10 protein-coding genes are annotated in these 13,745 nt (G+C 57.3%); 5 read left to right on the forward strand and 5 right to left on the reverse strand.

Annotated elements, in window-relative coordinates; translation table 11 throughout:
* Positions 1-140 precede the first annotated feature (140 nt).
* The 4 genes from AC2D8U_RS01020 to AC2D8U_RS01035 form a co-directional block, all read right to left on the reverse strand.
* A complete protein-coding gene (locus AC2D8U_RS01020) occupies positions 141-1,736 on the reverse strand; it encodes an isocitrate lyase (RefSeq protein ID WP_484617175.1) in 1,596 nt (531 codons plus the stop codon).
* 13 nt (positions 1,737-1,749) lie between these two features.
* Positions 1,750-3,381: a malate synthase A gene (gene aceB / locus AC2D8U_RS01025; protein WP_484617176.1), complete on the reverse strand. Its 1,632-nt coding sequence runs from the start codon at positions 3,379-3,381 to the stop codon at positions 1,750-1,752.
* Between the two features lie 594 nt (positions 3,382-3,975).
* Positions 3,976-7,095, reverse strand: a complete 3,120-nt coding sequence (locus AC2D8U_RS01030) for an efflux RND transporter permease subunit (protein WP_484617177.1) — start codon at positions 7,093-7,095, stop codon at positions 3,976-3,978.
* Between the two features lie 9 nt (positions 7,096-7,104).
* Entirely contained in the window at positions 7,105-8,262 is a 1,158-nt protein-coding gene (locus AC2D8U_RS01035; RefSeq protein WP_484617178.1) for an efflux RND transporter periplasmic adaptor subunit, read from the reverse strand.
* A 141-nt stretch (positions 8,263-8,403) separates the two neighbouring features.
* Between AC2D8U_RS01035 and ppk2 the strand changes: the two genes are divergently transcribed.
* Positions 8,404-9,180 carry a polyphosphate kinase 2 gene (ppk2, locus tag AC2D8U_RS01040; protein ID WP_484617179.1) on the forward strand — a complete coding sequence of 259 codons (777 nt, stop codon included), beginning with the start codon at positions 8,404-8,406 and terminating at the stop codon, positions 9,178-9,180.
* A 71-nt stretch (positions 9,181-9,251) separates the two neighbouring features.
* Entirely contained in the window at positions 9,252-10,193 is a 942-nt protein-coding gene (locus AC2D8U_RS01045; protein ID WP_484617180.1) for a LysR family transcriptional regulator, read from the forward strand.
* Positions 10,194-10,254: 61 nt separating this feature from the next.
* Here AC2D8U_RS01045 and AC2D8U_RS01050 read toward each other — a convergent pair whose 3' ends face one another.
* Positions 10,255-10,512, reverse strand: coding sequence for a DUF3081 family protein (locus tag AC2D8U_RS01050; protein ID WP_484617181.1), 258 nt, complete (start codon positions 10,510-10,512; stop codon positions 10,255-10,257).
* A 280-nt stretch (positions 10,513-10,792) separates the two neighbouring features.
* On the opposite strand from AC2D8U_RS01050, the gene AC2D8U_RS01055 reads away from it, so the two are divergent.
* The 3 genes from AC2D8U_RS01055 to AC2D8U_RS01065 are packed head-to-tail and all read left to right on the forward strand — an operon-like array spanning position 10,793 to position 13,745.
* Positions 10,793-11,653 (forward strand): putative selenate ABC transporter substrate-binding protein, encoded by an 861-nt coding sequence (locus AC2D8U_RS01055; protein ID WP_484617182.1) that lies wholly within the window; start codon positions 10,793-10,795, stop codon positions 11,651-11,653.
* On the forward strand, positions 11,650-12,306 hold the full coding sequence (locus AC2D8U_RS01060) for an ATP-binding cassette domain-containing protein (RefSeq protein WP_484617183.1): 657 nt from the start codon (positions 11,650-11,652) through the stop codon (positions 12,304-12,306). Before AC2D8U_RS01055 ends, AC2D8U_RS01060 begins: the two co-directional genes overlap by 4 nt.
* Entirely contained in the window at positions 12,303-13,745 is a 1,443-nt protein-coding gene (locus tag AC2D8U_RS01065) for a PhnE/PtxC family ABC transporter permease (RefSeq protein WP_484617184.1), read from the forward strand. The genes AC2D8U_RS01060 and AC2D8U_RS01065 overlap by 4 nt, the downstream gene beginning before the upstream one ends.

Here is a 13,745-nt window from a genome sequence, read left to right on the forward strand (position 1 = left end):
GAAAATTTACTGACGGGCCTCATGGAAAGGGAAAGACAAAAAAAGGGCGACCGACAAGCGCTCGCCCAAAGATCATGTCACACAAGACACGACGGGTAGGAAATCAAAACCCGGCTATCGGCACCGGTGTTTACACAGGATTAGCCGAACTGGTTCATGGTGTTGTCCTCACCAGCCGCCTTCAGCGCCGCATCCCCGGAGAAATACTCCTTGTGATCATCGCCCATATCAGAGCCCGCCATATTCTGATGCTTCACACAGGCGATCCCTTGACGCAACTCCCGACGCTGAACATTGGCAACGTAGCCAAGCATCCCCTGATCACCGAAGTACTCTCGGGCCAGGTTATCGGTTGACAGCGCTGCGGTATGGTAGGTCGGCAGGGTGATAAGGTGATGGAAGATCCCCGCCTCACGTGCCGCATCGGCTTGGAAGGTACGGATCTTATTATCAGCTTCGAGGGCCAGTTCGGTGTTGTCGTAATCGGCACTCATCAAGGCAACACGGTCATAACCAGAAACATCCTTACCCTGCTCTTTCCAGACATCGAACACCTGCTGGCGGAAATTCAGCGTCCAGTTAAACGACGGGCTGTTGTTGTACACCAGCTTGGCATTGGGAACGACCTCGCGAATGCGATTCACCATACCCGCGATCTGGCCGACATGGGGCTTTTCCGTCTCGATCCACAGCAGATCGGCACCGTTTTGCATCGAGGTGATGCAGTCGAGCACCACCCTATCTTCACCGGATCCCGGCTTAAACTGGAATAATCCACTGGCCAGGCGCTTAGGCTTGAGCAGCTGACCATTGGCCTTGACCACCACATCACCATTGGCAATGTCATCGGCGGACTGCACGTAGTCGCCATCCAGGAAGCTGTTGTACTGATCCCCCAGATCGCCGGGCTCATTGGTGACCGCGATCTGTTTGGTCAGGCCAGCCCCCAGAGAGTCGGTGCGAGCCACAATAATGCCGTTATCCACGCCCAGCTCCAGGAAGGCGTACCGGACGGCGCGGATCTTGGCCAGGAAATCTGCATGGGGCACGGTCACCTTGCCATCCTGATGACCGCACTGCTTCTCATCGGACACCTGATTCTCGATCTGAATACAGCAGGCACCGGCTTCGATCATTTTCTTGGCCAGCAGGTAGGTCGCCTCCTCGTTACCAAAGCCTGCATCAATATCGGCGATGATAGGCACCACATGGGTCTGGAAGTTATCTATCTTGGCCTGAACCGCATCGATCGCGCTGCTATCACCAACCTCCCTGGCCTTATCCAGCTCACGGAAATAGCCCCCGAGCTCCCGAGCGTCCGCCTGACGAAGGAAGGTATAGAGTTCAGCAATCAAACTGGCGACCGCGGTTTTTTCATGCATTGACTGGTCCGGCAGAGGGCCAAATTCACTGCGCAACGCTGCCACCATCCAGCCGGACAGATAGAGGTAACGTCCCTTAGTCTCCGTCAGGTGTTTCTTGATGGCGATCATCTTTTGCTGACCGATAAAACCGTGCCAACACCCGAGCGACTGGGTGTAGTTGCCCGGATCGGCATCATAGGCCGCCATATCCTCACGCATGATCCCGGCGGTATAGCGAGCAATATCCAAACCGGTTTGAAACCGGTTCTGAGCCTTCATCCGAGCAACATTCTCGGCATTGACGCCCCAGGTCTTTCCCTGGCTCTCGATAAGGCCCTGTGCCCCATCGATATCGGTCTGGTAAGTGGACATATGGGCTACTCCTTCAATTGGAATTATCCGTAAGGGTTGGTTGGGTTAAGATCTCGTACCCTGGCAGGGTCAAAAAATCGGTCAGTTGTTCGGCGCAGGTAAGCGAACGAAATAGCTCGGCGGCCTCGGCAAAGCGCCCACTGTCATAACGTCCAGCTCCCAGTTCATCCCGCACCACCTGCAACTCCTCATCCAGCATCTGCTCAAACAGGACCTTGGTCACCAATTTGCCGTTATCCAGCACGGTGCCATGGCGGATCCACTGCCAGATGGATGCCCGGGAGATCTCCGCCGTGGCCGCATCTTCCATCAATCCATAGATGGGGACACAGCCATTGCCGGAGATCCAGGCTTCGATGTACTGCACGGCAATGCGGATATTGGCGCGCATGCCCGCCTCGGTGGCCTGGCCGGCACAAGGCTCCAGCAACTGCTCGGCGCTGATGGGAGGATCCTGCTCGCGGCTGACATGCAGTTGATTTGGCTCATCACCGAAATAGCGATTCATTACCGCCATGGCCGTGTCCGCCAGACCGGGGTGGGCGATCCAGGTGCCGTCATGACCGTTCTTCGCTTCCAGCTCCTTATCTTTTTCCACCTTCTGCAGCACCAACGCCTGCTGTTCGGGCTCCTTGGCGGGAATGAACGCCGCCATGCCTCCCATCGCCAGTGCTCCCCGCTTATGACAGGTCTTAATCAGCAGGCGGGAGTAGGCATTGAGGAACGGCTTGTCCATGGTGACGGCCTGACGATCCGGCAAAACACGATCCGGGTGGTTCCTCAAGGTCTTGATGTAACTAAAGATGTAATCCCATCGGCCACAGTTGAGCCCAACGATGTTGTTACGCAGCTCATAGAGGATCTCGTTCATCTCAAACACGGCGGGCAGAGTTTCGATCAGACAGGTCGCTTTAATGGTCCCGGGCTGCAGAGCGGAGCGCTCCTCGGCAAAGGCAAACACCTCCGCCCACCAGCGCGCTTCCAAGTGGCTTTGTAACTTGGGAATGTAGAAATAAGGTCCGCTGCCCTTGGCCAGCAGAGCCTGGTGGTTATGGTAAAAATAGAGGGCAAAGTCAACCAGGGCACCGGGGATCGGCTCGCCATCCAGCTCCAGGTGCACCTCATCCAGGTGGAGTCCCCGCACCCGACAGATCAGCACGGCAGGATCCTCTCGCAGGGTATAGGCCTTGCCAGTATCGGGATGAACAAAATCGATCTCGCCCCGTACCGCATCGGCCAGGTTAACCTGCCCCTGAACCACCTTGTCCCAGGCCGGTGACAAAGAGTCTTCAAAATCCGCCATAAACACCTTAACGTCGGCATTGAGCGCATTAATCACCATCTTGCGCTCCACCGGACCGGTGATCTCTACCCGGCGATCCTGAAGATCGGCCGGGATCCCCAGGATCTGCCACTCTGACTGGCGAATGGAGGCGGTATGGGGCAGGAAGCCCGGCATGGCACCGGCATCGATCTCCGCCTGGCGATCCCTCCGCATTGCCATCAGCTCATTCCGACGACTGCGAAATCGACGGGTCAGATCCGCCAATAGCGTCAAGGCCCCGGCACTAAGAATTCTGGCCGAGCCAGGTTGTTCTGGCCCAAGAATACGGATCTCCGCCGGCTCAATACCAAGCTTGTTCATACTCGTCTCCCCTGAACATCCAGATGTAATTTTTAAACCACTTAACCGTACCCTCATCCAGTCCAGCCCACCTTGAATGCGCCAGTGACTGTTCATTAAATCTGCAGTAGCGCTGCATAAAGATCAATACAGATTCGACCAAAGAATTAGAAAAATGCCACAAGTTACTGTTATTGAAGCCACCTAAAGCACAACATTGATTTGAACGGTCGATTCAAACGATCGTTTACACCAAATACAGACCAATAAACCATGCATTCTCTTTTTCGTTATTAAATTTAGTAATAAATTTTCAAAATAATCTATTTAGACGATAGAGGGTGACCCGATTAATACACAAGTTTTCCTAAGCTTAGTTGACCGCAATTTTAAATGTTGCCGGCAACAGATGAATAAATGACCGGCTATCAGGGTGATAGCCTGTGTGACGACACCAGGTGATAAAAGCAGCCGTTTAAAATTGACGCACACGTCAACTTGCAAGGGACCCAAGGGTGCCGCCCACGTCAACCGTAAGAAAAGGAAAATAGGAAAGGAAAGAACAAAAAGGCCGACGCAAGCGTCGGCCTTTGGCCAGGGGGTCTGACCCTGAATTCAACCGGAAGGCAAGCCTTTCGCTCGCTCCCGCAAGCGCTGCAACACCACGTAGAACAGGGGCACCAGCAAGGTGCCAACCACACCGGCGGCAATCATGCCACCAAACACGGCATAACCCAGGGAGTTTCGACTCTCTGCCCCGGCCCCGCTGGCCACCACCAGAGGGAAAACACCCAAGATAAAGGAGAAGGCGGTCATCAGCACCGCTCGAAAACGCATTCGAGCCGCTTCCTTGCCCGCCTCCTCGGCCGTTCTCCCGGCGCCCTCCCGCTGCTGTTTGGCAAACTCGACGATAAGAATGGCGTTCTTCGATGCCAAACCGATCAGCAGCACCAAACCTATCTGGGTATAGAGGTTGATCTCAGCCCCCACCAGATACACGGTAACAAAAGCCCCGAGCACCGCCACCGGCACCGAGAGCATCACGGCCAGTGGGATGGTCCAGCTCTCATACTGAGCCACCAAAAACAGGTAGGTGAAGATCAACGCCAGGGAGAAGATGATGGGAGCCAGATTACCGGCCTGGATCTCCTGATAGGTCTGCCCCGTCCACTCAAACTGATAACCGGCCGGAAGGGTTTGATTGGCAACCGCCGTCATCGCAGCGATGGCATCCCCGGAACTAAAACCCGCCGCAGGGATCCCATTGATGGTCACCGAGCTGTACAGGTTGTACTGACTGACCACCTCAGGTCCGAGCATGGGCCGTACTGTGATCAGGGTGGACAAGGGTACCATCTCACCGGCAGCGGTTCGTACATAGAAGCGGTTGATGTCCCGCTCCGAATTACGAAAATCGGTTTCAGCCTGAACCATCACCCGGAACACTTTGCCAAACCGGTTGAAGTCATTGACATAATTACCACCCAACATGGTCTGCAAGGTGGCGAAGATCTCCGTCAAGGGGATACCCAGCGCCTTGGCCTTGTCCCGATCGACGTCCACATACATCTGGGGGACATCGGCACGGAAATTGGAAAAGGCGGCGGCGATCTCAGGCCGCTGATTCGCCTCAATGATCAATCCCCGCATCACGGCGGCCAGCTCCTCGGGCGTACGCCCCATGGTGTCCTGCAGGACAAACTCGAAACCACCAACGTTACCCACACCAGGCAAGGGGGGCAAGGCAAAGGCCATGGCGTTGACCTGTGGATTCGCCCGATACTTAAGCTGCAAACGCTGCAGGATCGCCTTATCGCTTAACTCGGGGGTATCCCGTTCCTCCCAGGAGTCCAGCGACACGATCATCAGGCCCCCGTTGGAGGAAACCGAACCGGACAATACGGAAAAGCCAGAGGCGTGGATCACATGGGCCACTCCAGGCTCCTCCAACGTCAGGCTCACCAGATCCTTCATCACCGCTTCAGTTCGGTTCAGGGAAGCCCCATCCGGCAGTTGCAGATCCACCAGGAAACTCTTCTTATCCTCCGAGGGCACAAAACCGGTGGGCAGAACCTTACCTAGAAGCCCGGTTGCGACAATGGCCAGAACAAACAGGCCCATCACCAGGGCGCTGCGACGGATCATCATGGCCACCAGGGCACTGTAACGGCCCGTCAGCCGCTCAAATTGACGGTTAAAGGCGGCATGGAAGCCTCTGTCATGCTGCTTGGGTGGCCGCAGCAGAGATGCGCAGAGGGCGGGTGACAGGGTCAGGGCATTGACCGAGGAGATCAACACAGCAATACAGATGGTAACCGAGAACTGAGCATACATCTGCCCGGTGATCCCCGGCATCACGGCCGTCGGGCCAAACACCGCCAGGAGCACCAGGGTGGTGGCCACCACGGGTCCGGTGACCTCTCTCATCGCCTCGATGGTCGCCGTCTTGGGATCCATCCCCTTCTCTTCCATCAGACGGGTGACGTTCTCCACCACGACGATGGCGTCATCGACCACGATGCCGATCGCCAGGATCAAGGCAAACAGCGAGATGGTATTGATGGTCATGCCAAAGATCAGCAGGAACAGGAAGGTCCCCACCAGGGAGACGGGAATGGCAATGGCGGGCACCAGAGTGGAGCGAAAGTCCTGCAAAAAGAGATACACCACCAGGATCACCAGCCCCACGGAGATAAACAGGGTCTGCACCACCTCCTGGATGGACACCTGGACAAACTCCGTGGTGTCATACAGCACCTCATACTCCAGATCATCTGGGAAATTCTGCGCCAGCCGATCCATCTCGGCGCGGATCCCGGCCGAGACCTCAAGGGCATTGGCATCCGGGCTCTGATAGACCGCCAGGATGGCACTGGGATTGTTATCCAGTTTACCCTGGGCGTCGTAGGTCTGACTGCCCAGTTCGACCCGCCCCACATCACCGACGGTGATCTTGGAACCATCGGCGTTAGAGCGGATCACCACCGCCGAGTACTGCTCGGGGCGAGCCAGGCGACCCTGAGTTTGCAGGGTATATTGGAACTGTTGGTTGGGATCCACCGGCGCCGCGCCGATCCGCCCCGCAGCAACCTGAATATTCTGCTCCCTCAAGGCATTGACCACATCTGAGCTGGTCACCGCCAAACTGGCCATCAGATCTGGGTTGAGCCAGATCCGCATCGCATAATCCAGACCGCCGATGATCTGGACCTCGGACACCCCGGTCACCCGGGCCAGGGTATCCTTGATGTTCAGGCCTGCGTAGTTGGTCTGAAACAGCGCATCAAAGCTGCTGTTGGGTGAAAACAGGTTCACCACCATCAAGAAGTTGGGGCTTTTCTTTTTCACCTTAACCCCGCGCTGAGTCACCTCAGCGGGCAGTCGCGGCAGCGCCTGCTGGACCCGGTTCTGCACATTGACCTGAGCCATATCGGCATCGACCCCGACGGCGAAGGTGACAGTCAGGCTGTAGGAGCCGTCATTGGCTGACTTGGACTCCATGTAGATCATATCCTCGACGCCATTGACTTCCGCCTCGATCACCTGGCCTATGGTGTCCTTCACCACTTCGGCACTGGCCCCGGCGTAGCTGGTGCTGACCGAGATCTGAGGGGGCGACACTTCGGGAAACTCTGCCACCGGCAAGATAGGAATGGACAGCAGTCCCATCAGCGACAGGACAATGGAGATCACAAAGGCGAACTTGGGCCGGTTAACAAAAAACTGGCTGATCATGGCCGCCCCCTAGCGTTGGCTATCTGGCTGGAACGGACGATTCTCCTGCTCCACCGGCTGAACGACCGCGCCGGGTCGGATCTTCTGCAGACCCTCCACCACGATCCGCTCGCCGGCTTCAAGGCCCTGCTCCACCGCCCAGTTCACTTCAAACCGTTCACCCAGCACAACCACACGCTTTTGTACTCGGTTCTCCTCCCCCAGTACCATGACGTAGCGCCCCTGCTGATCCTCCTGTACTGCCGACTGGGGGATCAATAGCCTGGATTCATCCGAAGGCGCACTGATCTCGATATTGACGTACATGCCGGGTACCACCAGGCCATCGGGATTATCAAAACGTACCCTCAGGTTAATGGTACCTGTAGCCGCATCCACCCGATTATCTATGTAGTCGATGACCCCGATCTGGTCGAGCCGTTGCCCATCGGGCAAGATCAACGCCACAGGCAGCATCTCCAGCTCTGCCTGTGGATTCCCCATGGCGATCCGCCGGGCCGACGTCATCTGCCGCTCGGACGCCTGGAAAAAGACATAGATGGGATCGGACTGTACCAGGGTGGCCAAACTGGTCTGGGGCGTCACCAGATCTCCGGTGGATACCAGTGCCGCCGAGATCCGGCCATCGATCGGGGCATTCACCTGAGTATAGGAGAGTCTAAGTTGGGCCGACTCCAGGCCAGAGCGGGCCTGGACCACTTGCGCGTCTGCCTGGAGTTTGCGCGACGTCAGTTCGTCCATATCGTTGTCGGAGATCATGCCATCAGGATGCAACCGCTTTCCCCGCTCCCAGTTGAGCACTGCGGCATCCCTGGCCGCATTAGCTTGAGCCACCATCGCCTTGGCCTGGTCCACCTCCGCTTCGAAAGAGGCGGGATCGATGGTAAATAGCAAAGCCCCCTGAGTGATCCGCTCTCCTTCGCGAAAATGGCGCTGTAGCAACTGTCCCGAGATCTGAGGTTGGATCAGGACATCCTCGAACGCCTGAGTTCGCCCGACAAACTCCGCTTTCGGCCGGACCTGCTGAGGCTGCAGTGACAGAACTTGCACACTCGGCGCCACCGCCTCAGGCGGCGCACTCTGCGGCTTACACCCAAATAACGTCAGCAAAAGACCCGAGAGCAGGCCCAACAAGATCACACCACATCGCTTCTGGTGAAACTCCATATTCATCTCCTGGCCTGATAAAGTCGCCCAAGGAAAGAGTAACACACTCATAACGCAGCAAGTTCTAACTTTTTACTTCCTCCTTGTCACCGGCCAGAGTTGCGTTAATCTGGTCTCAATATGAACGCTAGGGAACAGGTTATGGACAAGAAGCGCTATGAAACGGAGTTGAAACGCCTGCAAACCGAACTCGTAGCCCTGCAGCAGTGGATCAAACAGGAAGGGCTCAAGGTGGTGGTCCTGTTTGAAGGGCGGGATGCCGCAGGCAAAGGTGGCGTGATCAAACGGATTGTGGAAAAACTGAATCCCAGGCTCTGCAAGATCGCCGCCCTGCCTGCGCCCTCTGACAGAGAAAAAACCCAGTGGTACTTCCAGCGCTACGTTGCCCATCTGCCCGCCGCTGGCGAAATGATATTGTTTGATCGCAGCTGGTATAACCGAGCCGGGGTCGAGCACGTGATGGGGTTTTGCAACGAAACAGAATACAACGACTTCCTCCGCAGTTGCCCTGAATTTGAACGCATGCTGATCCGCTCGGGGATCATTCTGATCAAATACTGGTTCTCCGTCAGCAACGAAGTGCAGGAGCAGCGTTTCCTAGAGCGGATCAATGATCCCCTCAAACGCTGGAAGTTCAGCCCCATGGATCTGGAGTCTCGCACCCGCTGGCAGCTGTATTCCCAGGCCAAGGATCGCATGTTCGACCACACGGATACCCGCCACAGCCCCTGGTACGTGATCGACAGCAACGACAAGAAGAAGGCCCGCCTCAACTGCATCCACCATCTGCTCAAGCAGATCCCCTACCAGAAGATTGATTACGCCAAGATCAGCTTGCCGCCACTGGACACGCGCGGCTATATCCGCCCACCGGTAGAGGAACAAAATCATGTCCCCGACGCCTATCAAGAGGATTAATAGAACGGCAAGACTGGCCCAAGCAATACCGGACTCCCATAATGACAGGCACACGCTTTTGAAGATGAACGATGGAACTGGATGAACTCTACCGACGTGATCTGAACTTATTGGTCGCGTTGAGGATCTTACTGGAGGAGGGCAGCGTCAGCCGAGCCGCTGTCCGGCTCAACCTCACCCAGTCGGCAACGAGCCGTGTACTGGGTCGATTGCGGGAATTGTTTGGCGACCCCCTGTTGATCCGCCAGGGACAGCAGTTGATCCCCACCGTTAGAGCCCTGGAGATTGAGCAGGCCCTGCACGCCCCGTTAGAAGCGCTACGCCAACTGTTGGTGACCAATGAATTCCAACCCGCGCAGTGCGAACAACGTTTTGTCATAGCCGCCACGGATTACGCGGTACAAACGATCCTGCCCTTTGCCGTCCCAAGGATCTACCAGGAAGCCCCAAACATCGAGTTGGAATTTACCCCAATACAACATGACAAACTCGCGGAACAACTCACCCACGGCGGCTGTGATATGGCGATCTGCCGCCATGATGGCGATATCGCCCCCCTGCAAAGCACAAGCCTGGGCATGGTAAGCGTCTTCTGCCTGGTCTCTCGTCACCACCCTCTGGCCAATAAAACACTGACCTTGACCGATTACCTCAGCTATCCCCATGCGCTGATCGCCATCAGCGATGGCGTCAAGGCGCTACTGGACGAGGCGCTGCGGGGCCATTCACCGATCAAAACCGTGTTGCGGGCATACCACCTTGAGGCCGCCCTCGCCCTGCTGGACAGCCAGCCCCTGATCATCACAGTGCCCGCCGATCTGGCCTACCTGGTCGCAGACACCCACGATCTGGTGATCCACTCCCTGCCCTTTGAGTTCAAGCCCTTCGATTACTCGCTGATCTGGCATCCCCGTTGTGAACACGGGCCATCCCAAGCCTGGCTCCGTACCCTGCTCAAGCAAGAGTGTGGCCGCCTGATCGAGCAGCGCATTAAGGACATGGGCCTGGCGTAACCAAGCTTGCCGGCCACATCACACAAACGACGACAGACGCGGTGCCAACACAGCCGGGTAGCTAGTAACGCTGATCCAGTTGATCCAGCTTATCGAGGAAACGCTCCATGGCGCCCGGGCCTTCGGAATTCAGCTCATAGCGATTATGAAAGTGCAGATGGAGAAATGTTTCCGCATCGTTGAGGGTGACACGATAACCATCCTCTTCCACGTGCACCGTCAGGCCGTCGAGCTCATAATAGGCGTCGTGCTTAACACCATGCCGGGTTGCCTTATCACAGACCCGAAGTGCCTTACGTACATCTAAGCGGTTTTTCATCGTCACTGCCTCATACAGGATTGCCCACTCAACAAGTATGGACGTCGCTAGCTCAGCCGTGCGTGAACTGGATCACAAGCAAGGTTTCCCCCGCCCCTATTGAGCACAAACCCTATCAGCCGCTCCAACCCTCTGATCTTGGATAGGATAAGACATGATCTTAACCATTTATTTAAATGGTGTTTACCCGTTAAACTTCATCGTCTTTACCTGGTCAGCCACATTGAACGACCCTTTCCGTTGCGATCGCGCGACACAACCCATTATTGGAGTCAGAACCATGTTAACTCGACTGTGCCGAAGCGTGGCGTTGCTGTTCATCTTTGGCCTTGGTGCCGCGCAGGCCCAAGTTTTGATGTTTACCGCCATCCCAGATCAGGATGAAACACGCTTGCGCTCACGCTTTGAACAGGTAGGCACCTACCTCAGCGAGCAACTGGGGATCGAGGTTCGCTACGTTCCGGTGAAATCCTACGCCGCTGCCGTTACCGCCTTTCGCAACGATCAGGTTCACCTGGCCTGGTTTGGCGGTCTGTCCGGCGTCCAGGCTCGACGCCTGGTGCCAGACTCTCGGGCCATCGCCCAGGGAGTTGAAGATCCTAACTTTAAAAGTATCTTTATTGCCCACGCATCAACCCAGCTAAGTCCCATGGCCCAATTGGACAAGGATGCACTAGCCGGTATGAGCTTCACTTACGGCGCCAAAAGCTCTACATCCGGTCGCCTTATGCCTCAGCACTTTATCGAGCAGAGCATGGGCAAGGCCGAGCAAGTCTTCAGCCGAGTCGGTTTTTCCGGTGATCACACCCGTACCATTGCTCAGGTACAGGCCGGCGTCTACGACATTGGCGCCGTCAACTACAAGGTGTGGGAGCAGGCGGTGAGTGACGGCCAAATCGATCCCGACAAGGTGAGCAAATTCTGGGAAACACCGGGCTATCCGGATTATCACTGGACCGTCCGCGGGGATATCGACAGTCGCTTTGGTGCCGGGACCACCGTTAAGATCCAGCAAGCCCTATTGGACCTCTCCGATCCTAAGATCCTGGCCGCCTTCCCTCGTGCAGGGTTTATCGCCGCAGACAACGATGATTTCGCCCCCGTCGAACAGGTCGCATTGGCTTTAGGACTGCTGCGTTGACCCTCCAGTTTTTCCTTCCCGCCACCCAGTTGAAACAGGGTGACCACCCGGTGCTCGATCTGCCCACACTGTCCATTGCGCCAGGCGAGCGGATCGCCCTGCTCGGGCCCTCCGGTGTCGGCAAATCGACCCTGCTCGAAGCCCTTTATCAGCAGTGTCCGAAGATGATCGCCTGGTGCCCCCAACAGCTCGGTCTGGTTGAGCCGCTCTCCCTCTATCACAACGTCTACATCGGTGCCCTGGACCGTCATCCCCTGCTCTACCACCTGGCAAACCTGCTCCGTCCCTGGCCAAAGTGCCGCGCAGAGATCGGCGAGTTGATGCGTCCTTTGGGCCTGGAAGAGCGGCTGAATACCCCTGTGGCCAACCTGTCTGGCGGCCAACGCCAGCGAGTCGCCCTGGGCCGCGCCCTGTATCGTAATAAGCGGGTGTTTCTCGGAGATGAGCCCATCACTGGGATCGATCCGATCCAGGGCCCCAACCTGCTGCGTCATATGCTCTCAGCCCACCAAACCAGCGTGGTCGCCCTGCACGATGCCGATTTGGCCCGGGCCTGCTGCAGCCGGATCCTGGGCCTCAAGAATGGCCGGGTGCTGTTTGACCGTCCGGCCGACGCCGTAACCGATGCCGATCTGGAACGCCTGTACCGATGAGCCTCAGCCACCACCGTTTTACCGTGAGCCTGTTGGCCCTCGGCCTGTTGGCCTGGTTTGGCGGCGATTGGTCCCTTCTTCGCACCGATCCCTGGAGTGAGTTGGGCCGCTTGGGCACCGGCCTCCTGTTGCCGGATCTGACCGCCACCGAATACCTGCTTGATGCCCTGGCCACGACGGTCGCCATTGCGCTGTTGGGGATCCTCGGCGGTATCTTATTGGCCACTGTGCTAGTGCCCCTGCACCGTTTCACCGCCATTCGCAGCCTGTGTACCGGCCTACGTGCCGTGCATGAACTGTTCTGGGCCCTGCTGTTTTTACAACTCTTTGGCCTCTCAACGCAAACCGCCCTACTGGCATTGGCCCTGCCCTACGGTGCCACCTTTGCCCGGGTGTACAGCGATATTCTGGCTCAGGCTCCGAGCCGCGTTACGGCCGCCCTGCCCGCCAACACCGGCTATCTCTTGCGTCTGCTCTACGGCCGACTGCTCCCGGTATGGCCAGCACTTGCCAGCTACACCCGGTACCGGTTCGAGTGCGCCCTGCGCGCATCCGCCGTGCTCGGTTTTGTCGGCCTCCCAACCCTGGGCTTTCATCTGGAAACCGCCTACCGACAGGGACATTATGCCGCGGGGGGAGCGCTCCTGTGGCTGTTCCTCATCCTGTTCGGCACACAGAGGTGGTGGTTGAGCCGCCGAAGTCTGCCATTGTTAGCCTTGGCCAGCCTACTTTGGCTGCCCTGGCAATGGCACCTCGAAGGAGAGTGGGTCCGCCGTTTTCTTTCTGTGGAGATCTGGCCCCAGCTGCAGTACACCCAGGGCTCTGCCTGGCTCTGGCTGAGCGAGTTGTGGCAACAAGCCCTGCCGGGGATCTGGGCCACCCTGATGGTCTCCATCATGGCCCTGCTCCTCAGCGCTATCGGTGCCAGCCTGCTCTGGCCCCTGGGCACCGCCCGCCTGTGGCCGCGGTGGATGGGGATCAATTCAGTGTGGATTGGCCGGGCCCTGCTGCTGGTGGGACGCTCCTTGCCTGAGCTGCTGTTGGCCTTTGTCCTCCTGATGTTACTGGGTCCCTCCATGCTCCCTGCGGCCCTGGCCCTAAGTCTCCATAACGGCAGCCTGATCGCCCACCTGGTGGCACAACGGGCCGACCAGTTGCCATTGAGGGCCGATACCGGTAAAAACCCGGCATATTGGGCCTATGAATATCTGCCCAGGCTTGCTCCCGGGATCAAGGATCTGCTCACCTACCGCTTCGAGATCATGATCCGTGAAACCGCCATGCTGGGGATGTTGGGGGTCGCCAGCCTGGGATTCTATGTCGACAGCGCCTTTGAGCTGTTCCAGTTCGACGTCGCCTTTGGCCTGATCCTGATCACCGCCCTGCTGAATATTCTGGTCGCCAAGCTGTGCCGAAACCTGACGGGCGCGACGGGCTGA

The sequence above is a fragment of the Ferrimonas sp. YIN67 genome, assembly GCF_057219095.1.